19 protein-coding genes are annotated in these 21148 nt (G+C 70.6%); 11 read left to right on the forward strand and 8 right to left on the reverse strand.

The features are described 5' to 3' along the window. Position 1: 1 nt before the first annotated feature. Positions 2–430 carry an ATP-binding protein gene (locus tag G3I54_RS31600; protein ID WP_164619656.1) on the reverse strand — a complete coding sequence of 143 codons (429 nt, stop codon included), beginning with the start codon at positions 428–430 and terminating at the stop codon, positions 2–4. 243 nt (positions 431–673) lie between these two features. Between G3I54_RS31600 and G3I54_RS31605 the strand changes: the two genes are divergently transcribed. Next, positions 674–1552, forward strand: a complete 879-nt coding sequence (locus G3I54_RS31605) for a helix-turn-helix transcriptional regulator (protein WP_164619658.1) — start codon at positions 674–676, stop codon at positions 1550–1552. A gap of 2 nt (positions 1553–1554) precedes the next feature. Then, positions 1555–1740, forward strand: a complete 186-nt coding sequence (locus tag G3I54_RS31610; RefSeq protein WP_164619660.1) for a DUF397 domain-containing protein — start codon at positions 1555–1557, stop codon at positions 1738–1740. An 80-nt stretch (positions 1741–1820) separates the two neighbouring features. On the opposite strand, the gene G3I54_RS31615 is transcribed toward G3I54_RS31610, so the two are convergent. Continuing rightward, the gene (locus G3I54_RS31615) at positions 1821–2720 is read right to left on the reverse strand and encodes a D-alanyl-D-alanine carboxypeptidase (protein ID WP_164619662.1); all 900 of its coding nucleotides are present in this window, start codon (positions 2718–2720) and stop codon (positions 1821–1823) included. A gap of 192 nt (positions 2721–2912) precedes the next feature. Between G3I54_RS31615 and G3I54_RS31620 the strand changes: the two genes are divergently transcribed. The 3 genes from G3I54_RS31620 (at position 2913) to G3I54_RS31630 (ending at position 5946) form a co-directional block, all read left to right on the forward strand. Further along, on the forward strand, positions 2913–3857 hold the full coding sequence (locus tag G3I54_RS31620) for a zinc-binding dehydrogenase (RefSeq protein ID WP_164619665.1): 945 nt from the start codon (positions 2913–2915) through the stop codon (positions 3855–3857). Between the two features lie 101 nt (positions 3858–3958). Then, positions 3959–4642: a GntR family transcriptional regulator gene (locus G3I54_RS31625; protein WP_164619674.1), complete on the forward strand. Its 684-nt coding sequence runs from the start codon at positions 3959–3961 to the stop codon at positions 4640–4642. After that, positions 4639–5946 carry an MFS transporter gene (locus G3I54_RS31630; RefSeq protein ID WP_164619676.1) on the forward strand — a complete coding sequence of 436 codons (1308 nt, stop codon included), beginning with the start codon at positions 4639–4641 and terminating at the stop codon, positions 5944–5946. Before G3I54_RS31625 ends, G3I54_RS31630 begins: the two co-directional genes overlap by 4 nt. Before the next feature lie 46 nt (positions 5947–5992). Here the strand turns inward: G3I54_RS31630 and G3I54_RS31635 are convergent, their stop codons facing one another. Then, positions 5993–6817 carry a maleylpyruvate isomerase family mycothiol-dependent enzyme gene (locus G3I54_RS31635; RefSeq protein WP_164619678.1) on the reverse strand — a complete coding sequence of 275 codons (825 nt, stop codon included), beginning with the start codon at positions 6815–6817 and terminating at the stop codon, positions 5993–5995. Positions 6818–7016: 199 nt separating this feature from the next. Between G3I54_RS31635 and G3I54_RS31640 the strand changes: the two genes are divergently transcribed. Continuing rightward, on the forward strand, positions 7017–7817 hold the full coding sequence (locus G3I54_RS31640; protein ID WP_164619680.1) for a carbon-nitrogen family hydrolase: 801 nt from the start codon (positions 7017–7019) through the stop codon (positions 7815–7817). Positions 7818–7887: 70 nt separating this feature from the next. Here G3I54_RS31640 and G3I54_RS31645 read toward each other — a convergent pair whose 3' ends face one another. Further along, positions 7888–8379 carry an LURP-one-related family protein gene (locus G3I54_RS31645; RefSeq protein ID WP_164619682.1) on the reverse strand — a complete coding sequence of 164 codons (492 nt, stop codon included), beginning with the start codon at positions 8377–8379 and terminating at the stop codon, positions 7888–7890. Between the two features lie 64 nt (positions 8380–8443). On the opposite strand from G3I54_RS31645, the gene G3I54_RS31650 reads away from it, so the two are divergent. Further along, complete coding sequence (locus tag G3I54_RS31650) at positions 8444–10261, forward strand: thioredoxin-like domain-containing protein (protein WP_164619684.1); 1818 nt, start codon at positions 8444–8446, stop codon at positions 10259–10261. Between the two features lie 60 nt (positions 10262–10321). Here the strand turns inward: G3I54_RS31650 and G3I54_RS31655 are convergent, their stop codons facing one another. From G3I54_RS31655 to G3I54_RS31665, 3 genes are all read right to left on the reverse strand, one after another. After that, complete coding sequence (locus G3I54_RS31655; protein WP_164619686.1) at positions 10322–10543, reverse strand: DUF6458 family protein; 222 nt, start codon at positions 10541–10543, stop codon at positions 10322–10324. 100 nt (positions 10544–10643) lie between these two features. Further along, positions 10644–11942: a M18 family aminopeptidase gene (locus G3I54_RS31660; RefSeq protein WP_164619689.1), complete on the reverse strand. Its 1299-nt coding sequence runs from the start codon at positions 11940–11942 to the stop codon at positions 10644–10646. Between the two features lie 126 nt (positions 11943–12068). Beyond that, positions 12069–13895, reverse strand: a complete 1827-nt coding sequence (locus G3I54_RS31665; protein WP_164619691.1) for an acyl-CoA dehydrogenase — start codon at positions 13893–13895, stop codon at positions 12069–12071. Positions 13896–14062: 167 nt separating this feature from the next. On the opposite strand from G3I54_RS31665, the gene G3I54_RS31670 reads away from it, so the two are divergent. The 3 genes from G3I54_RS31670 to G3I54_RS31680 all read left to right on the forward strand — a co-directional run bounded on the left by G3I54_RS31670 (position 14063) and on the right by G3I54_RS31680 (position 16905). Continuing rightward, positions 14063–14530, forward strand: a complete 468-nt coding sequence (locus G3I54_RS31670; protein WP_006125898.1) for an SseB family protein — start codon at positions 14063–14065, stop codon at positions 14528–14530. 199 nt (positions 14531–14729) lie between these two features. Continuing rightward, on the forward strand, positions 14730–15686 hold the full coding sequence (locus tag G3I54_RS31675) for a pirin family protein (RefSeq protein WP_164619693.1): 957 nt from the start codon (positions 14730–14732) through the stop codon (positions 15684–15686). A 91-nt stretch (positions 15687–15777) separates the two neighbouring features. Beyond that, entirely contained in the window at positions 15778–16905 is a 1128-nt protein-coding gene (locus G3I54_RS31680; protein WP_164619695.1) for an AI-2E family transporter, read from the forward strand. Positions 16906–16966: 61 nt separating this feature from the next. Here G3I54_RS31680 and G3I54_RS31685 read toward each other — a convergent pair whose 3' ends face one another. Further along, complete coding sequence (locus G3I54_RS31685; RefSeq protein WP_164619697.1) at positions 16967–19075, reverse strand: SpoIIE family protein phosphatase; 2109 nt, start codon at positions 19073–19075, stop codon at positions 16967–16969. A 166-nt stretch (positions 19076–19241) separates the two neighbouring features. On the opposite strand from G3I54_RS31685, the gene aspS reads away from it, so the two are divergent. Next, on the forward strand, positions 19242–21038 hold the full coding sequence (gene aspS / locus G3I54_RS31690; RefSeq protein ID WP_137229263.1) for an aspartate--tRNA ligase: 1797 nt from the start codon (positions 19242–19244) through the stop codon (positions 21036–21038). Positions 21039–21148 lie beyond the last annotated feature (110 nt).

Consider the following 21148-nt stretch of genomic DNA (forward strand, 5'->3'; position numbering starts at 1 on the left):
CTCACCGTACGGCGAGTTCGGCGAACACGGTCTTGCCCACCGTGCGCGGCTCGACGCCCCAGTCATCGGCGAGCTGCGCGACGATCAGGATCCCGCGCCCGTAGCAGTCGTCGGCATCGGGCCGCCGAAGGCTGGGCAGCCGCTCCCCGCGCGGATCGCTGACCGCGACCCGTAGGACGAACTCGGTGAGCGTGAGATGGACCCGGAAGAGCCGCCCCCGGATCGCCCCGTGCAGCAACGCGTTGGTCGCCAACTTGCTGACCAGGAGCGCCGCGTCACCGGCGAGCGTGGGGTGCCCCCACTGGAGGACGAGCCGGGCGGCACGGTGCCGGCTGAGGACGACGCTGTGCGCGGTGGGCGTGTAGTCGACGCGGTCCTCGCGGAGGACGGGGTCGGGGGTGAGGGCTGAGATCGCCTGGGCTGCGGTCATGCTCGCGTGCCTCCGGTGTGGGGTGGGCGGTGGCGATGTCGCTGCTGCGGTGGGCCGGGACTTGAGCTTTCGGCTCCGGCGCAGGGCAGGGCGGTGCACTTCCGCCGAGTTGGCTCCGCTGTGCGAGCGGCGGAGTACCGAAAGTAGCCACCTCCGATAGTGGGGGCAAGTGAAACGGAGACACTTGTCTCCAACGGGTGACAGCGGTCGACGTGTCGCCCTGGGAAGCGGGACACTGGGGCCGTGAATCCAGCGACACCGCAAGGGAACCGGTCGTCAACTGTTCTTGGGCGCAGGCTTGGTAGCGAGCTGTTGCGCCTGCGGGACGCGTCCGGGAAGACGCAGCAGCAGGCCGCGCAGGTCATCAGCGCGACCAACTCGAAGATCGTGAAGATGGAGCGGGGATGGGTTCCGATGAGGGACCCGGACATCCGAACTCTCTGCGAGTTCTACGGCCTGGAGGACGCGAAGTCCGTCGGGCGGCTGTTGGAAGTCGCCCGGGTGGACCGGGAGCGCCGTAAGGCGAAGGGCTGGTGGAACCAGTACCCGGAGCTGCGCTCGCTGGTCGAGTACGTTGCGCTCGAGGACATCGCGACAGGCGTCCGGACCTGGCAGGGGGCTTTCGTTCCCGGGCTGCTCCAGACACCGGACTACGCCAGGGCGCTCGCGGTCGGCAACGCGGACTGGGACGACCCGGATGAGATCGAGCGTTTCGTCGAAGCGAAGATCGCACGGCAGGCACGTCTCACGGACAGTGCCCCGCTGGCTTTGTGGGCGATCGTCGCCGAGGCGGCCCTGCGCCAACTGGTCGGTGGCCGCGAAGTGATGCGGGCTCAGCTGGCCCACCTGGCGGACGCGGCAGCCGAGCCAAATGTCACGGTGCAGGTTGTCCCGTTCCTCGCGGGATCCCACCCGGGCATGACCAGCGCTTTTAGCATTGTCTCGTTCGCTGAACCCGGTGCGATGGACGTGGTCTACATGGACACGACGTCGTCTACGCTGTGGCTGGAGAGTGAGACGGATGCCGCCCGCCACAACGTCACATTCGGTCGCATTGCCAGAAGCGGACTCGCTCCCCGCGATTCCATCGCTCTCATAGGGCGTATTCGCAAGGAGTTGTAGCTGTGCCCCACTTCGAGTTCGTCAAGTCCAGCTACAGCAGCGGCAACGGCGAGTGCGTCGAAGTGGCCCGCAACGTCCCCCGTGCCGTCGCCGTCCGCGACTCCAAGCGCCTCGACGGACCCGTCCTCGTCCTCGCGCCCGCCGCCTGGGACGCCTTCACGGCCGACCTGCGGCGCCGGCAGCCGTAGCCGTAGCCGTACGTACGACGAAGGGGCCCGGCCCGCACGGTGTGTGCGGGCCGGGCCCCTTCACGTACGACGCGTGCGGGCTACTTCTTGAAGCCGTAATCCATCAGCTTCTTCGCGTCGGCGGTGCGGTTCGCCTCGGAGGACGAGGTGAGCACCGTGCCGATGACCGTCTTGCCCTTGCGGGTCGCCGCGAAGACCAGGCAGTACTTGGCGGTCGGACCGGAGCCGGTCTTGACGCCGATCGCACCGCTGTAGCTGCTGAGCATCTTGTTGGTGTTGCTCCACGACATGTAGCGGTAGCCACCGCTCTTCGTGGTCACCTTCTGCTTCGTCGACTTGGTCTTGACGATCGAGCGGAACGTGGAGTTCTTCATCGCCTTGCTGGCGATCTTCGTCAGGTCACGGGGGGTCGAGTAGTTGTTGCCACCCCCTATGCCGTCGAACGAGTCGAAGCGGGTGTTCTTCAGCTTGAGGCTCTTCGCCGTGGAGTTCATCTTGCCGATGAACGACTTCACGCGGGCCGCACGGGTCTTGCCGGAGCCGAACTTGTCGGCCAGGGCGTACGCGGCGTCGCAGCCGGAGGGGAGCATCAGGCCGTAGAGGAGCTGGCCCACGGTGACCTTGTCGCCGACGATCAGCCGGGCGGACGAGGCGTTCTTCGAGACGATGTAGTCGCTGTAGGCCTTCTGGACCGTGACCTTGCTCTTCAGGTTCACGTTCTTCTGCGACAGCACGACCAGCGCCGTCATGATCTTCGTGGTGGAGCCGGTGGCCCGGCGGGTGTCCGCGGACTTGGTGAAGAGGGTCTTCCCGGTGCCGTCGTTCATCACGAAGCCGCCCTTGGCGACGATCTTCGGAGCCGGCGGTGCGGCGGCGTGCGCCGTGGAGGCGAAGGCACTGCCCGCGAGCACCGCACCGGCGGTGAGCGTCACGGTGGCCGTCACGGTGACGCGATTGATGCGCTTGATGCCGATTTTCAACTGAACGCTCCAAATGCCCCTGATATGCGGCCACATAAGGGTGCCGCTCGCAGGTGAGACTCCTGGGAAGGGGCAATGGATGTGTTACCGAACGGGTGAATTTGCGCAGGCTTGACCTGGCCGCGCCGAGGTCGCTTTCGGCCCGTGCGGCCCATGCGGAATGAAGCCTCCGGAGGGGTGGTTGCCCCTGCTGTGAGAGCGATCGGACTCGACGTGTTCGGTGGCCCCGAGGTCCTGCGGGTGCTGGAGCTTCCGGAGCCCGAGGCGGGCGAGGGCGAGGTTCGCATCCGTGTGCACGCGGCTGCCGTGAACCCGACGGACGCCCTGCTGCGGACGGGGGGCCATGCCGTACGGATGGAGGGCATCGCGCCGCCGTTCGTGCCGGGTATGGACGCCGCGGGCGTCATCGACCAGCTCGGGCCGGGTGTCGGTGACCGCCTCTTCGTGGGTCAGCGTGTCGTGGCGATGGTGCCGTTCACCGGCCCACGCGGTGGGGCCTATGCGGAGCGGGTCGTGGCGCCCGCGGTGTCGGTGGTGCCCGCACCCGCGGGGGCGGGTTTCGCGGCGGCGTCCACCTTGCTGATGAACGCCGCGACCGCCCGGCTGGCCCTGGACCGGCTGGCCGTGCCGGGCGGTGGCGCGGTCGCGGTCACCGGGGCGGCGGGGGCCGTGGGGGGATTCGCGGTCCAGTTGGCCAAGGCGGACGGTCTGACGGTCGTGGCCGACGCGTCCGAGCGCGACAGCGATCTGGTGCTCGGCTTCGGGGCCGACCGTGTGGTCGAGCGGGGGGCGGCCTTCCCTGCCCGGGTCCGGGAGCTGTGTCCCCGGGGAGTCCCCGGGCTGGTCGACGGGTCGATGCAGACCGCCGAGATCCTGCCCGCCATCGCCGACGGCGGGGCCCTGGCCGAACTGCGGGGCTGGTCCGGGCCGGCCGGGCGCGGCGTCCGGGTGCACCCCGTGATGGTGTCCGACGTCATGTTCGACACCGACGTGCTGGACGGGCTGCGCCGCCAGGCCGAGCGCGGGGCGCTCGCTCTGCGCGTCGCCGAGGTGCTGCCGTGGCGGGAGGCGGCCCGGGCGCACCGCTTGCTGGCGGCCGGAGGTCTGCGAGGGCGGCTGGTGCTGGACTTCTCCTGAGGGCCGGCTCCGGGCCCGGGGCAGGGGCCCTCCGGCCGTTCCGGAGGTCCAGAATCCGGACGCCGGTCCACATGCGTGCATGTTGTATCTATGCTGTGCGCATGCCTGCCGCACCCTCCGCCCCCGTACGCTCCACGGCCTCCTCCCTCAAGCGTCCGCCCGCCGCCGAACGCGTCTACACGCACATCAAGGAAGCGGTCCTGGACCGTCGTTACGAGGGCGGCACGCTGCTCACCGAAGGCGATCTGGCGGACGCGGTCGGCGTCTCCCGGACGCCCGTGCGCGAGGCGCTGCTGCGGCTGGAGGTCGAGGGGCTGATCAAGCTCTACCCGAAGAAGGGCGCACTCGTCCTCGCCGTCTCCGCGCAGGAGATCAAGGACGTGGTGGAGACCCGGCTGCTGGTCGAGGAGTTCGCGGCGCGCAAGGCGGTGCCCGCCTCGCCGCAGCTGATCGAGCGGCTGGAGCAGCTGCTGGAGGAGCAGCGGCAGTTGGCGGAGGTCGGCGACCTGGCGGAGGTGGCCGTCAAGGACCGCTGTTTCCACGCCGAGATCGTGAAGAACGCGGGCAACGAGATCCTCTCGCGCCTCTACGACCAGCTGCGCGACCGTCAGCTGCGGATGGGCGTCGCGGTGATGGAGGCCCACCCCGGCAGGATCGAGGCCAACATCACCGAGCACGGTGAGCTGCTGGAGGCGATCCGGGCCGGGGACGCCGAGGTGGCCGCGCAGGTCGTGCGCCGCCATGTCGGCCGGGTGCGGGTGCTGGTGCGGGGTGAGGACCGGTGAGTTCGGCCGCCCCCACGCTCTCCCTGCCCGGCGACCCGCCCGGCGGCCGGCGTGCCGCCTGGGTCTGGGGCATCGGGGTCGCCGTCTACTTCGTCGCGATCATCTTCCGTACGAGCCTGGGCGTCGCCGGACTCGACGCCGCCGACCGGTTCGACGTCAACGCCTCGGCGCTCTCCACGTTCTCCATCCTCCAGCTCCTCGTCTACGCGGGCATGCAGATACCCGTCGGGCTGATGGTCGACCGGCTCGGCACCAAGAAGGTCCTCACCATCGGGGTCGTCCTGTTCACCGTCGGGCAGCTGGGCTTCGCGCTCTCCCCCTCGTACGGGATGGCGCTGGCGGCCCGCGCGCTGCTCGGCTGCGGCGACGCGATGACGTTCATCAGCGTGCTGCGGCTCGGCAGCCGCTGGTTCCCGGCCCGGCGCGGGCCGCTGATCGGCCAGGTCGCGGCGTTGTTCGGGATGGCGGGCAACCTCGTCTCGACGCTGTTCATCGCGCGGGCGCTGCACAGCTACGGCTGGACCACGACGTTCGTCGGCAGTTCGCTGGCGGGCGTGGTGGTGCTGGTGCTGCTCCTGCTGTTCCTCAAGGACCACCCCGAGGGCCATGAGCCGCCGCCCGCCGAGCACGCCGGGGCCGCGTACGTCCGTCGGCAGATCGCCGCCGCCTGGCAGGAGCCCGGGACCCGGCTCGGGATGTGGGTGCACTTCACCACCCAGTTCCCGGCGATGGTGTTCCTGCTGCTGTGGGGCATGCCGTTCCTGGTCGAGGCGCAGGGGCTGAGCCGGGGCACGGCGGGCACGCTGCTCACCCTGGTGGTGCTGTCCAACATGGTGGTCGGGCTCGTCTACGGGCAGATCATCGCCCGCCACCACGGGGCGCGCGTCCCGATCGCGCTGGGCACGGTGGCGACGACGGCCCTGCTGTGGGCGTCCGCGATCTTCTATCCGGCCGACCACACGCCGATGTGGCTGCTGGTCGTCCTGTGCCTGGTGCTCGGCGCCTGCGGTCCGGCCTCGATGGTCGGCTTCGACTTCGCCCGGCCGGCCAACCCGCCCGAACGCCAGGGCACCGCCTCCGGAATCGTCAACATGGGCGGGTTCGTCGCCTCGATGACCACCCTGTTCGCCGTCGGGGTCCTGCTGGACGCCACGGGCGACAACTACCGCGTCGCGTTCGCCTCGGTCTTCGTCCTGGAGGCGCTCGGCGTCACCCAGATCCTGCGGCTGCGCCGTCGGGCGGCGCTCAGGGAACGCGACCACCACGTGGTCAGCCGCGTCGAGGCCGTGCACGTGCCCGCGTAGCCCTCGACCCCGGGGCGCGGGCACGTGCCCGTGAGCGGTAACGGAGTCACGGGGTCACGGCGAAGTTGTCCAGGATCGCGGCGGCCAGCTCCTGGTCGCCCTCGATCTTGATCCGGTCGGCGACGGCCGCGGGCCGGACCCGGCCGCAGGCGAGGCGGACGTACGTCTCCCAGTCCAGCGACAGCGTCACGGCGGGGCCCAGCGAGGGCGCGCCGTCGATCGAACCGCGGCCCTCCGCGTCGACCCGTACCGTCCGCAGGAACTCCACCGGGCCGTGCACATCGAAGACCACCGCCGAATTGGCGGGCGCGCCCGCGCTCTTGGCGACCACCTTCGGCAGCGCGGCGAGCAGGGTGTCCCGGGCGATCAGGGCGCCGGGAGAGTCGAGGTTGCCCGGCTGCCCGAGCGTGGTGCGCAGGTCCTGTTCGTGCACCCAGACATCGAAGGCCCGTCGGTTCAGCGCCACTTCGAGGGTCTGCTCGGCACCCAGCGGGGCGCGGACCGTGGTCTCCGGGGTGCGCGACTCGTTGCGGAGCTGCCGGGCCCGGCGGATGAGGACGTACTCCAGCTCGGAGGTCATCTCCGGGGCGGTGTGGTGCCGCCGGACGTCCACCTGCATCTCCATGTACCGGGCGAAGTCGCTCTGTACGTGGTAGAGGTCGCGCGGCAGCGTGTGGATCGGCCGCGGATCGCCGAGCATCTCGCATTCCATGCCGATGACGTGCGACACGATGTCGCGCACCGACCATCCCGGGCAGGGCGTACGGCGGTTCCACTCGCTCTCGGCGAGGGGCTTCACCAGCTCGGCTATCGCCTCGATGGAGTGGGTCGCGGCGTCGGTGTAGGGCTGGAGGCTGGGATGGACGGTCACGGGACCCCTCGTGCGGTTCTGCGGTGCATGGGCTGGAGAGCAGGGAGTGCTGGCGGATGGGCTGGCACTGACGGCGCTGTCGGCGAGCTGCGTGGGAGGTTCGACCGCTAAGTTACGCTGCGAGCAGGCACCCCGGCAGTGCTTTCGTGTGACGATCGTAGGCCCGTGTTGACGGCTTGAATGCCAGGACGGTGGTAGTGTGCGCGCCTCCCTCATCCAGATCGCAGTAGACCCGGACGAATCCGTCGAGTCCCGCAGGGCGCGAGCGGCTTCCCTGGTGGTCGCCCAGCGGGGCGCCGACCTGGTGGTCCTTCCTGAACTCTGGCCGGTCGGGGCGTTCGCCTACACCGTTTTCGAGGCGGAGGCCGAGCCGCTGGAGGGCCCCACGCACGAGGTGATGGCGAAGGCCGCCGCCGAGGCCGGCGTCTGGCTGCACGCCGGATCCTTCGTCGAACGCGCGGACGACGGCACCCTCTACAACACCAGCCTGGTCTTCTCGCCCGAGGGCGAGCGCACGGCCGCCTACCGAAAGATCCACCGCTTCGGCTTCGACCAGGGCGAGGCGGTGATGATGGGCGCGGGCGAGGAGCTGGTGACCGTCGCCCTGCCGGAGACCACGCTGGGCCTGGCCACCTGCTACGACCTGCGCTTCCCGGAGCAGTTCCGGGGGCTCGTCGACGCGGGCGCCGACATGCTGGTCGTGGCGGCGGGCTGGCCCGAGCGCCGGCGCGCCCATTGGACCCTCCTGGCGCAGGCCCGCGCCGTGGAGAACCAGGCGTACGTCCTCGCCGTCGGCACGGCGGGCACGCACGCAGGCGTCCAGCAGGCCGGGCACAGCAGCGTCGTCGACCCCTGGGGCGAGGTGCTGGCCCAGGCGGGCGCGGACGAGGAGATCCTGACCGTCGAGCTGGACCCGGAGAAGGTGCGCGCGACCCGGGACCAGTTCCCGGCCCTGAAGGACCGCCGGCTGGGGCTCGCCCCGCCGCGCCTCAGCTCCTGAGGGACGTGGGGTGCGCTGTTTCACGTGAAACAACGAACTCCCGCGCGCGGCCCCGCCCGTGGGAACGCGCTCAGCCCTCCTGCTCCTTCTCCGCCAGCACGATCACGCACATCGCCACGGCGATGAGCAGCGCGGTGTCGGCGTCGTCCCGGACGACGTCGATGCCGTACGTGTCCCGGATGGTCAGCCAGCGGCGCGAGATCTGGGCCAGCAGCTCGCCGTCGTACTCGATGGCGAACTCGCGGTCCAGGATCTTGCCGCTGACGTCCAGCTCCGTGCCGTCCACCAGCGTGACACGGTAGTGGTTGCGGAGCAGCGACAGCCGCTTGCGCTTGACCTTGGCCAGCTCCTCGCCGCCCCGCTCGATGAGCATCGTGTCGCGCAGGCTGATCAGCTTCTGCCGCAGTTCGACCAGGACCCGGCCGTCGGCGTCCTTCAGCTCGAAGGTGTCGCGCAGCCGCATCGCCTTGCCGTCGACCAGGAAGACCTTGCGGCCCCCGTCGTCCTCGATCCAGTAGTCGTCGCCGATGGCGAAAAGCCGCTCACGTACGAGAAGTCTCATGGGTCACAGGTTCCCCCGGGCCCCGGCGGAATGCGTGCAGGTGGGGAAGGTGTTGACTTGTGGCATGGCAACACGTGCACGCGTCCGCGCCCCCGAACTCATCGGCAAGGGCGGCTGGCTCAATACAGGCGACCAGCAGTACACCCTCGCTGACCTGCGAGGACGCATCGTCATCCTCGACTTCTGGACGTTCTGCTGTGTGAACTGTCTGCATGTCCTGGACGAGCTGCGCGAGCTGGAGGAGAAGCACCGCGACACCGTGGTGATCATCGGTGTCCACTCGCCGAAGTTCGTCCACGAGGCCGAGCACCAGGCCGTCGTCGACGCCGTCGAGCGCTACGAGGTCCACCACCCCGTCCTCGACGACCCCGAGCTGGCCACCTGGAAGCAGTACGCCGTACGCGCCTGGCCGACGCTCGTCGTGATCGACCCCGAGGGCTATGTCGTCGCCCAGCACGCGGGCGAGGGCCACGCGCACGCCATCGAGAAGCTCGTCGAGGAGCTGGAGGCCGAGCACGCCGCCAAGGGCACGCTCCGCCGCGGTGACGGCCCCTACGTCGCGCCCGAGCCCGTCGCCACGCATCTGCGCTTCCCGGGCAAGGCGCTGCTCCTGCCCGACGGCGGCTTCCTGGTCTCCGACACCACCCGCCACCGCCTCGTCGAGCTGGACGCCGACGGCGAGACCGTACGACGCCACTTCGGCACCGGCGAACGCGGGCTGAACGACGGCGGCCCGGACGAGGCCCGGTTCAGCGAACCGCAGGGGCTCGCCGTGCTCCCGGACGGCCGCATCGCCGTCGCGGACACCGTCAACCACGCCATCCGCGCCCTGGACCTCACGACCGGGGTGACCAGCATCCTCGCCGGCACCGGCCGCCAGTGGTGGCAGGGCACGCCGACCAGCGGCCCGGCGCGCGAGGTGGACCTCTCCTCGCCGTGGGACGTCGCGTGGTTCGGCGACCGGCTGTGGATCGCCATGGCGGGCGTGCACCAGCTGTGGACGTACGACCCGGAGGCCGGGACCGTACGCGTGGCCGCCGGGACCACCAACGAGGGCCTGGTCGACGGGCCCGCCGCCGAGGCCTGGTTCGCCCAGCCGTCCGGGCTCGCCGTCTCGGCCGACGGGGAGCGGCTCTGGGTCGCCGACTCCGAGACCTCCGCGCTGCGCTGGGTCGACCGCGAGGAGCAGGTGCACACCGCCGTGGGCACCGGCCTCTTCGACTTCGGCCACCGCGACGGGGCCGCCGACCAGGCGCTCCTGCAACACCCGCTCGGCGTGACCGCGCTGCCCGACGGGTCCGTCGCCGTCAGCGACACGTACAACCACGCCCTGCGCCGCTACGACCCGGAGTCCGGCGAGGTCACCACCCTGGCCACCGATGTCCGCGAGCCCAGCGACGCGGTGCTGGTCGACGGCGACCTGGTCGTCGTCGAGTCGGCCCGCCATCGGCTGACCCGCCTCCGGCTGCCCGAGGAGGCGGTACGGGTCGCGGACCAGGCGCACCGCACCCAGCGCGCCGCCACCGAGATCGCCCCGGGCACCCTCCGCCTCGACGTGGTCTTCCAGGCGCCCGCGGGACAGAAGCTGGACACCCGCTACGGGCCCTCGACCCGGCTGCTGGTCTCCGCGACCCCGCCCGAGCTGCTGGCGGAGGGCTCCGGCGCGGGCACGGACCTCGGGCGCGATCTGGTCCTCGCGGACGGGGTCACCGAGGGCGTGCTGCATGTCTCCGCGATGGCGGCGTCCTGCGACGACGACCCGGCCAACGAGTACCCGGCCTGCCATGTGCACCAGCAGGACTGGGGGGTGCCGGTCCGCGTCACGGCGGCGGGCGAATCCCGGCTGGCGCTGGTGCTCGCCGGGATGGACGCGCAGGGCTGACGCGCCGGGCTACGCGCCGGGCGGGGCACCCCTGCGAGGGGCGCTCCGTCCGGCGAGCTGTCAGTGGTAGTTCTGCTGGTCGTCCTGGACGACGGTGGTGGTGGGCGGCACGACCATCCGGCGGCGGCGCGCGATGCTCATGTAGACGAACACCCCGACGAGGCCGACGAGCATCATGATCCAGCCGACCAGGTCCACGTTGACGGTGTCCAGCTTCCAGTCCGTGGCGAACGCCAGGATCGCGCCCCCACCGATCAGGAGAATGCATCCTCCGAGTCCCATGAATTCCGCCTCCTCGACCGCCCGGTGAATCCGGGCCGGTGTACGGGTCGCGTACCCGGCCCGGCAACAAGCATGTGCGCGGCGGCGGTTGGGCGGCGGTTCAGCCCGCGAGGAACGAGGCGAGAGCGTTCGCCAGCAGATACGGGTCGTCGGCGCCGCACAGCTCACGCGCGCTGTGCATGGAGAGGATCGCCACGCCGATGTCCACGGTCTGGATGCCGTGCCGGGCCGCGGTGATCGGGCCGATCGTGGTGCCGCAGGGCATCGCGTTGTTGGACACGAAGCTCTGCCACGGCACGCCCGCCTTCTCGCAGGCCGCGGCGAACACCGCGCGGCCGCTGCCGTCGGTGGCGTACCGCATGTTGACGTTGACCTTGAGGATCGGTCCGCCGTTGGCGACCGGGTGGTGCGTCGGGTCGTGCCGCTCCGCGTAGTTGGGGTGCACGGCGTGGCCGGTGTCGGAGGAGAGACAGACCGTGCCGGCGAAGGCGCGGGCGCGGTCCTCGTACGTGCCGCCGCGGGCGAACACCGAGCGCTCCAGCACCGATCCGAGCAGCGGCCCGTCGGCCCCGGTGTCGGACTGCGAGCCGTTCTCCTCGTGGTCGAAGGCGGCGAGCACCGGGATGTACGGGAGGTCGGCGTCGGGCCGCGCGGAGACGGCGGCCAGGGCGGCGGTCGCGGCGTGCACCGAGAGGAGGTTGTCCATCCGGGGCCCGGCCACCAGCTCCCGGTCCCGGCCCAGATAGGAGGGCGGCTCGATGGCGTGCGGCATCAGGTCCCAGCCCGTGACGTCCTCCGCGTCGACGCCCGCCTCCTCGGCGACGAAGCGGATCAGGTCGCCCTCCTCGACCTCGCCGAGCCCCCAGATCGGCTGCATGTGCTTCTGCCGGTCGAGCTTGAGCCCCTCGGTGTTCGCCGACCGGTCCAGGTGCACGGCCAGCTGCGGCACCCGCAGCAGCGCCCGGTCGATGTTGACCAGCCGGTGGGTGCCGTCCCGCAGCGAGATCCGCCCGGCCAGACCCAGATCCCGGTCGAGCCAGGTGTTCAGCAGGGTGCCGCCGTAGACCTCGACAGCGATCTGGCGCCAGCCGTGCGCCCCGGTGTCGGGCAGCGGCTTCACCCGGAGGTTGGGGGAGTCGGTGTGCGCCCCGGCGATCCGGAACGGGGTGTGCGCCTGCGCGCCCTCCGGCACGTACCAGGCGACGATCGCCCCGCCGCGCAGCACGTACTTCCCGCCGGCCGACGCGTCCCAGGCGGCGGTCTCCTCGACCTGCCGGAAGCCGGCCTCCTCCAGCAGCGCGGCGGCGTTCGCCACGGCGTGGTACGGGGACGGGCTGGCCGCCAGGAAGGACATCAGGTCATCGGTGTGCGCGCGGTCGAACCGGAGAGGGGAACTCATGTTCTTCACTGTAACGAGGACTCGCGGTCCGGTATCCGGTGACCGGACATCCGACACGACAGCGCCGCCGCCCGGAATCCTCCGGGCGGCGGCGCTGTCGACGGTGCGAGCGGGTCGGGCGAGGTCCTAGAACGCGGCCTCGTCCAGCTCCATCAGCGAGTTGTCGACCGACTCGGCGAGCGCGCGCTCGGTCGAGACGCCCGGCAGGACGTTGGCGGCGAAGAACTTCGCGGCGGCGATCTTGCCCTGGTAGAAGGCGACGTCCTTGGCGGCGGCGGTCGGCAGCTTCTCGGCGGCCACGGCCGCGCCCTTGAGCAGCAGGTAGCCGACGACGACATCGCCGGAGGCCATCAGCAGGCGGGTCGTGTTGAGGCCCACCTTGTAGATGTTCTTGACGTCCTCGCCGGTCGCGGTGAGGTCGGTGATCATCGTGCCGACGATCGCCTCCAGGTCCACGGCCGCCTTGGCGAGCGAGTCCAGCGCGGGGGCCAGCTCCTCGTTGCCCTGGTTGCCCGCGAGGAACTTCTTGATCTCCTCGGAGAGCGTGTTGAGCGAGGCGCCCTGGTCGCGGACGATCTTCCGGAAGAAGAAGTCCTGGCCCTGGATCGCCGTGGTGCCCTCGTAGAGGGTGTCGATCTTGGCGTCCCGGATGTACTGCTCGACCGGGTACTCCTGGAGGTAGCCGGAGCCGCCGAAGGTCTGGAGCGACTGCGCGAGCTGCTCGTAGGACTTCTCGGAGCCGTAGCCCTTCACGATCGGCAGCAGCAGGTCGTTGAGGCCGTTCAGCGCCTTGGCGTCCTCGCCCGCGGCCTCCTGCTCCTGGATCGCGTCCTGGACGGAGGCGGTGTACAGCACGAGGGAGCGCATGCCCTCGGCGTACGCCTTCTGCGTCATGAGCGAGCGGCGCACGTCGGGGTGGTGCGTGATGGTGACCTTGGGCGCCGTCTTGTCCATGAAGTTCGCCAGGTCCGGACCCTGGACGCGCTCCTTGGCGTACTCCAGGGCGTTCAGGTAGCCCGTGGAGAGGGCGGCGATGGCCTTCGTGCCGACCATCATCCGGGCGAACTCGATGATGCGGAACATCTGGCGGATGCCGTCGTGCTTGTCACCGATCAGCCAGCCCTTGGCGGGGTGCTGGTCGCCGAACGTCATCTCGCAGGTGTTGGAGGCCTTGAGGCCCATCTTGTGCTCGACGTTCGTCGCGTAGACGCCGTTGCGCTCGCCCAGCTCGCCGGTGGTCCAGTCGAAGTGGAACTTCGGGACCATGAAGAGCGAGAGGCCCTTGGTGCCGGGTCCGGCGCCCTCGGGGCGGGCCAGCACGTAGTGGATGATGTTCTCGGACATGTCGTGCTCGCCCGAGGTGATGAAGCGCTTCACACCCTCGATGTGCCAGGAGCCGTCGTCCTGCCGCACGGCCTTCGTCCGGCCGGCGCCGACGTCGGAGCCGGCGTCCGGCTCGGTCAGCACCATCGTCGAGCCCCACTGCTTCTCGACGGCGATCTCCGCGATCTTCTTCTGCTCCTCGTTGCCCTCGTCGAAGAGGATGCCGGCGAAGGCCGGGCCGGAGGAGTACATCCACACGGCCGGGTTCGCGCCGAGCAGCAGCTCCGCGTAGCCCCAGATCAGGGAGCGGGGCGAGGTGGTGCCGCCGATCTCCTCCGGGAGGCCCAGGCGCCAGTACTCGGAGTCCATGAAGGCCTGGTAAGACTTCTTGAAGCTCGCCGGGACCGGGGCGGTCTTGGTCTCGGGGTCGAAGACCGGCGGGTTGCGGTCGGCGTCGGCGTAGGAGTCGGCGAGCTCGTTCTCCGCGAGGCGGGTGAGCTCGTCCAGGATGCTCTTCGCGGTGTCGACGTCCATCTCAGCGAACGGACCGGTGCCGTACACCTTGTCGCGCCCGAGGACCTCGAAGAGGTTGAACTCGATGTCGCGGAGATTCGACTTGTAGTGCCCCATGGGAAGGCTCCGTAATCAATAGCAGTGGCGCACAGCGCCCCGGGGAGTGATGCGGGTCGGGCGACAGGCAGGCGTAGGTCTATCAGCTGACCTCTCCGATGATGCTACCCGTCAGTAATAAGGCGCAACCCCTCAAGCCGTAGATGTGTCCGATTACTCTTTGCGGCATGTACGGCTACGACCAGAACCCTGGTGCTCAGCAGCAGATGGGTCAGATGGGCCAGATGGGTCAGATGGGCGGCGGCTACGGGGAGCAGCCGCTGTATCCCGAACCGTCGCCGCCCTCCCTGGCCGACGCGGTCCGGGCCTTCACCACCGGCTCCCTCTCCGCCGAGGACTTCCAGCAGATCTTCGCCACGTCGAAGGTCTACTGCCCGCGCGGAGACAACCCCGGATTCCTGGCGCTGCACAACACGCAGCAGCCGGTGATCCCGATGTTCACCACGCTCAAGGAGTTGCGGCGGTACGCGGGCAAGGAGTCGAAGTACTTCGTGATCACCGGGGCCGAGGTGATCGACCTGCTGCCGACGGGCTACGGCTTCGTCCTGGACATGGAGGGCGATCACCGGATGGTCTTCGACGCCAAGGCGGTCGAGCAGATGGTCGACTTCGCGATGCGCCGTATGTACGGGTAGGAGTGCGGCTTTAGCAGGTCTCTGACCTGCGGTTTCGTTGTTCGGGCGAGGGTCCGTGCCAGGAGTGGCGCGGACCCTTTTCGCTGCCGGGACCGCCTCGGGTCCGCCGTCGGCGCCGGGTCGGGAATGCGCGACGCCTTGCAGGATGTTCATCATTCAACTAAATTGATTTCAGAACACTCGCCCGGAGGTGGCTTCCATGCCCGCAGTGACTGTCGACAACCCGCTGACCCTGCCCAAGGTCGCCGCTTCCGGCGATGCCACGGCCCGCCCCGTGCTCGCCGTCACGACCGCGCCGAGCGGGTTCGAGGGCGAGGGCTTCCCGGTGCGCCGCGCGTTCGCCGGGATCAACTACCGGCACCTCGACCCGTTCATCATGATGGACCAGATGGGTGAGGTGGAGTACGCCGCCGGCGAGCCGAAGGGCACGCCCTGGCACCCGCACCGCGGCTTCGAGACCGTCACGTACCTGATCGACGGGACCTTCATCCACCAGGACTCCAACGGTGGCGGCGGCACCATCGAGAACGGCGACACCCAGTGGATGACCGCCGGTTCGGGCCTGCTGCACATCGAGGCCCCGCCGGAGTCGCTCGTCATGTCCGGCGGGCTCTTCCACGGCCTCCAGCTCTGGGTGAACCTGCCCAAGGCCGACAAGATGATGAACCCGCGCTACCAGGACATCCGCGGCGGCGAGGTCCAGCTGCTGGCCTCCCCCGACGGCGGCGCGCTGCTCCGGGTCATCGCCGGTGAGCTCGACGGCCACGAGGGCCCCGGCATCACCCACACCCCGATCACGATGATCCACGCCACCGTCCGGCCCGGCGCCGAGGTGACCCTGCCCTGGCGCGAGGACTTCAACGGCCTCGCGTACGTCCTGGCCGGCCGCGGCACGGTCGGCGCGGAGCGCCGCCCCGTCACGATGGGCCAGACCGCGGTGTTCGGCGCCGGCGGCTCGCTGACCGTCCGCGCGGACGAGCGGCAGGACGGCAACACCCCGGACCTGGAGGTCGTCCTCCTCGGCGGCCGTCCGATCCGGGAGCCGATGGCGCACTACGGACCGTTCGTGATGAACAGTCAGGCCGAGCTGAAGCAGGCCTTCGAGGACTTCCAGGCCGGCCGGCTGGGCACGGTCCCGGCGGTCCACGGCATGTGATCCGCCCCGCCGCTCCTGCCGGGTGACGCTCCGTCACCCGTACGGGGGCGGCGGACGGGACAGCCGTGGCGCACCGTGATCGGGTGGGAGGGTGCCCGCACCCAAGCCCCTCCTGCCCGAGAGCGCCCGTCGCGCGGCCGCCTGGTGCGGAGTCGTCCTGCTCGTCGTGGGCGTCGCCGCCGTCGCGATCTGGCTGGTCGTCGCCCTCAAGACCGCGGTCACCCCGGTGCTGCTCGCCCTGCTCGGCACCGCGCTGCTGGGCCCCGTCCACCGCTGGCTCATCGCGCGTCGCCTCAACCGTTCGCTGGCCGCGGGCCTCACCTGCGCGGCCCTCGTCGCGGTGGTCGGCGGGGCCGGATACATCGTGGTCACCGCCCTCGTCGACTCCGGCGACCAGATCGTCGCCTCGCTGAAGGACGCCGGTCAGTGGGTCGTCGACCATCTGGACATCGCCGGGGCCACGGACGTCGACGACCTCGCCGACAATGCGAAGAACCTGGTCGAGAAGTTCGGGGCGAGCGCGGCGGGCGGGCTGCTCAGCGGCATCAGCCTGATCGGTTCGCTCGTGGCGACCAGCGTGCTGGCCCTGCTGCTGACCTTCTTCTTCCTCCGCGACTCGGACCGGGCTGTGAACCTGGCCCACTCGGTGGCCCCGCGCGGCACCGGCGACCTGGTGGAGGCCATGGGGCGCCGGGCGTTCGAGGCCGTCGAGGGCTTCATGCGCGGCACCACGTTCATCGCCCTGATCGACGCCGTGTGCATCACGGTGGGCCTGCTGATCCTGGATGTTCCGGGGGCGGTGGGGCTGGGCGCGCTGGTCTTCGTCGGCGCGTACATCCCGTACCTCGGGGCGTTCCTCTCCGGCGCGGTGGCGGTGCTGGTCGCGCTGGCCGACCGGGGGTTCGTGATCGCCCTGTGGACGCTGGGGGTGGTGCTCGCGGTCCAGGTGCTGGAGGGCCATGTGCTCCAGCCGATGATCCAGAGCCGTACGGTCCAGATGCACCCCGCCATGATCATGATCGCGCTGACGGCGGGCGCGAGCGTGGCGGGCCTCCTCGGCATGCTGCTGGCCGTGCCCCTGTGCGCGGCGGCCTTCGGCGTCCTGGGCGAGCTGCGCAACGGATTCGGATCACCTTCGGGACCGCCACCGTCCGGCGACGACCCGGGTGGCAGCCACCCCAGCCCGCCCGGCGGTGCCCCCAGCCCGTCCGGCGTTTGAGGACGGAACCTCGTTACGGGGTGGGCCCCGCGCGTCCGTAGGCACCCGCACCACCCGGACCTCACGACCCCGGCCCACCCCCTTCGTACAGCTCGAACCAGATCGACTTGCCCTCCCCCCGCGGATCCACCCCCCACGCGTCCGCCAGCATCTCCATCAGCACCAGCCCCCGCCCACTGGACGCCATCTCGCCCGGCCGCCGTTTGTGCGGCAGTTCGTCACTGGCGTCGGCGACCTCGACCCGCAGCCGCCGCTCCCCCCGCTCACCGGAGACCTCCGCCACCATCAGCGCGTCCCCGTCCGTGTGGACGAGCACGTTGGTGGCCATCTCGGAGACCATCAGGACCGCCGAGTCGACCTGCTCCGGATCGCTCCAGTCGTGCAGCAGCTCGCGCACGAGCTGCCGGCCGACCGAGATCCGCTCGGGCTCGGCCTGCGCGATGGTCAGGACGCTGCGGCGCGGCGGCGCCTCCCGGGCGAGGGTGCTCTCGCGGCGCAGGACCAGGACCGCGATGTCGTCCTCCCGCCGGTCCGCGAGCGGCCCCGTCGTGTAGTGCGAGGTCGGCCCGTGCACGGCCTGGACCAGGGCGTCGGCCAGCTGCTCCAGGTCCTCGACGGGCTCTTCCAGGACGGGGCGCAGCCGGGACCAGCCGGTGGCCATGTCGTGCCCGCCGGTCTCGATGAGGCCGTCCGTGCACAGCATGATCGTCTCGCCGGGTTCGAGGACCACCCGGGTGGTGGGGTAGTCGGAGTCCGTCTCGATCCCGAGCGGCAGCCCGCCGGCCGTCTGCCGGATCACCGCGGTCCCGTCGGCGCCGATCACCACCGGGTCGGGGTGGCCCGCACGGGCGATGTCCAGGGTTCCGGCCTCCGGGTCCACCTCCGCGTACAGGCAGGTCGCGAAGCGCGGCGCGGCCGGCTCCGCGTCGCCCTCCACACTCTCGTACGCGTCGGTGAGCCCGGACAGGAAGCGCGAGGCCCGGGAGAGCACCGCGTCCGGGCGGTGCCCCTCGGAGGCGTAGGCGCGCAGGGCGATACGGAGCTGGCCCATCAGCCCGGCGGCCCGCACATCGTGGCCCTGGACGTCGCCGATGACCAGGGCGATCCGGCCGTTGGGCAGCGGGATCATGTCGTACCAGTCGCCGCCGACCTGGAGCCCGCCGCCGGTCGGCACGTACCGCGCGGCCACCGTCATACCGGGGATGTCCGGGCCCAGGGTCGGCATCATCGAGCGCTGGAGCCCGAGCGACAGCTCGCGTTCGGTCTCGGCCACCCCGGCGCGGGCCAGCGCCTGGGCGAGCATCCGGGCGACCGTCGAGAGCACCGCGCGCTCGTCCGGCGAGAACCCCACCGGATGCCGGAACCCGGCCATCCAGGCGCCCATCGTGCGGCCGGAGGACACCAGGGGCAGGAACGCCCAGGACTGCCGCCCGAAGCGCCGGGCGAGCGGCCAGGTGGCCGGGTAGCGGCGGCGGTACTCCTCGGGGGAGGGGAGGTAGATCGCGCGGCCGGTGCGGACGACCTCGGCGGCCGGGTAGTCGGTCTCCAGCGGCATGTCCGTGAAGGGCTCCTCGTCCCCCATGGTGTGCCCGTGGTGCCCGATGATCGTCAGCCGCTCCCCGGCGGAGCCGAAGACCGCGAGGCCGTCCGGGGAGAAGCCGGGCATGGACAGCGATCCGGCGACCCGCAGCACCTCCGCGGTGGACCGGGCCTCGGCCAGCGCGCGCCCGGCGTCCAGCAGGAACGCCTCCCGGGATCGCCGCCAGTCCCCGGTGATCGGCGTGTGGGCGGAGTCGGTGGAGCCGGGCTGTGGCTCGGCGACCTCCTGGAGCGTGCCGATGAGGACGTAGTTCCCGGCCTCCCGGTCCGGCGGGACGACCGGCTTGGAGCGGCTGCGCACGGTACGGAGGACGTGCCCGCGCTCGTCCACGATCCGCAGCCGCGCCTCGGCGAGGGTGCCCTCGGTGACCGCGAGGTTCACCACCCCGTAGATCTCGTTCCAGTCGACCGGGTGGAAGCGGGAGCGCACCGCGGCTTCCCGGTAGCTGCCGGGCTCGGGCGGCAGGCCGAGGAGCCGGGCCGCCTCCGCGTCGAGCGTGACCGTGCCGGCTGCGTTGTCCCAGCGCCACAGGCCCGTCGCGATCGCGGCCAGGACTTCCTCGGTGCGCATTGCCCCACTTTAGGAAGGTCTCCTCGGCGGACGCCACCGAGGAGCCGCCGGCTGCTCCGGTGGCCGGCGGGTGCGGCCGCGCGAAGGGAAATGAAGAGGCCCGGCCCCGGGCGGTAGCCTGGGGAGGCTCAATCCACACCTAACCGCGAAGACTGGATGAACGACGATGCATCGGTACAGGTCCCACACCTGCGGCGAGCTCCGCGCCTCTGACGTCGGCACCGACGTCCGGCTGAGCGGCTGGCTGCACAATCGCCGAGACCTGGGTGGCATCCTCTTCATCGATCTGCGCGACCACTACGGTCTGGTGCAGCTCGTCGCCCGCCCCGGCACGCCCGGCAACGAGGCGCTGGCGAAGCTCACCAAGGAGACCGTCGTCCGGATCGACGGCAAGGTGTCCGCGCGCGGAGCCGACAACGTCAACCCGGAGCTGCCGACCGGTGAGATCGAGATCGAGGTCACCGAGGTCGAGGTGCTCGGCGAGGCCGGTCCGCTGCCCTTCACGATCAACACCGAGGACGGCGTCAACGAGGAGCGGCGCCTGGAGTACCGCTTCCTCGACCTGCGCCGCGAGCGCATGCACCGCAACATCATGCTGCGCTCGGCCGTGATCGCCTCCATCCGCTCCAAGATGGTGGCCCTCGGCTTCAACGAGATGGCGACCCCGATCCTCACCGCGACCTCCCCCGAGGGCGCCCGTGACTTCGTCGTCCCGTCCCGGCTGAACCCCGGCAAGTTCTACGCGCTGCCGCAGGCCCCGCAGCAGTTCAAGCAGCTGCTGATGATCTCGGGCTTCGACCGCTACTTCCAGATCGCGCCCTGCTTCCGCGACGAGGACGCCCGCGCGGACCGTTCGCCGGGCGAGTTCTACCAGCTCGACGTCGAGATGTCCTTCGTCGAGCAGGAGGACGTCTTCCAGCCGATCGAGAAGCTGATGACCGAGCTCTTCACCGAGTTCGGCAACGGCCGCGAGGTCACCTCGCCGTTCCCGCGCATCCCGTTCCGCGAGTCGATGCTGAAGTACGGCAACGACAAGCCGGACCTGCGCGCCAAGCTGGAACTCGTCGACATCTCGGACGTCTTCGCCGACTCCGGGTTCAAGGCGTTCGCCGGCAAGCACGTCCGCGCGCTGCCGGTCCCGGACACCGCGGGCCAGTCCCGGAAGTTCTTCGACGGCCTCGGTGAGTACGCCGTCGAGCACGGCGCCAAGGGCCTGGCCTGGGTGCGGGTGGGCGAGGACGGCACGCTGGCCGGTCCGATCGCCAAGTTCCTCACCGAGACCGACGTCAAGACGCTCACCGAGCGCCTCTCGCTGGTCCCGGGCCACGCGGTCTTCTTCGGCGCGGGCGAGTTCGACGAGGTCTCCAAGATCATGTCGGCCGTCCGGGTCGAGGCCGCCAAGCGCGCCGGCCACTTCGAGGAGGGCGTCTTCCGGTTCTGCTGGATCGTCGACTTCCCGATGTACGAGAAGGACGAGGAGACCGGCAAGATCGACTTCTCGCACAACCCCTTCTCCATGCCCCAGGGCGGCCTGGCCGACCTGGAGGAGAAGGACCCGCTGGACATCTTGGCCTGGCAGTACGACATCGTCTGCAACGGCATCGAGCTGTCCTCGGGCGCCATCCGTAACCACGAGCCCGAGCTGATGCTCAAGGCCTTCGAGATCGCCGGGTACGACCGCGAGACCGTCGAGCACGAGTTCGCGGGCATGCTGCGCGCGTTCCGTCTCGGCGCCCCGCCGCACGGTGGCATCGCCCCGGGCGTCGACCGCATCGTCATGCTGCTCGCCGACGAGCCCAACATCCGCGAGACGATCGCCTTCCCGCTCAACGGCAACGCCCAGGACCTGATGATGGGCGCCCCGACCGAGCTGGACGAGACGCGGCTGCGCGAGCTGAACATCCAGCTGCGCAAGCCGGTCGCCGCGAAGGGCGCTTCGGAGAAGCCCGCCGCGGAGAAGTAGTCCGCGCCGGACCTGCGGTCCGTACGGTCCCGCTCTGCGGATGTTTCACGTGAAACAGCCCCCGATCACCCGATCGGGGGCTGTTTCGTTGCACCCGGCCGGGAGCCGAC

This window comes from Streptomyces sp. SID14515 (genome assembly GCF_010548505.1).
Classification (GTDB): Bacteria; Actinomycetota; Actinomycetes; order Streptomycetales; family Streptomycetaceae; genus Streptomyces; species Streptomyces caviscabies.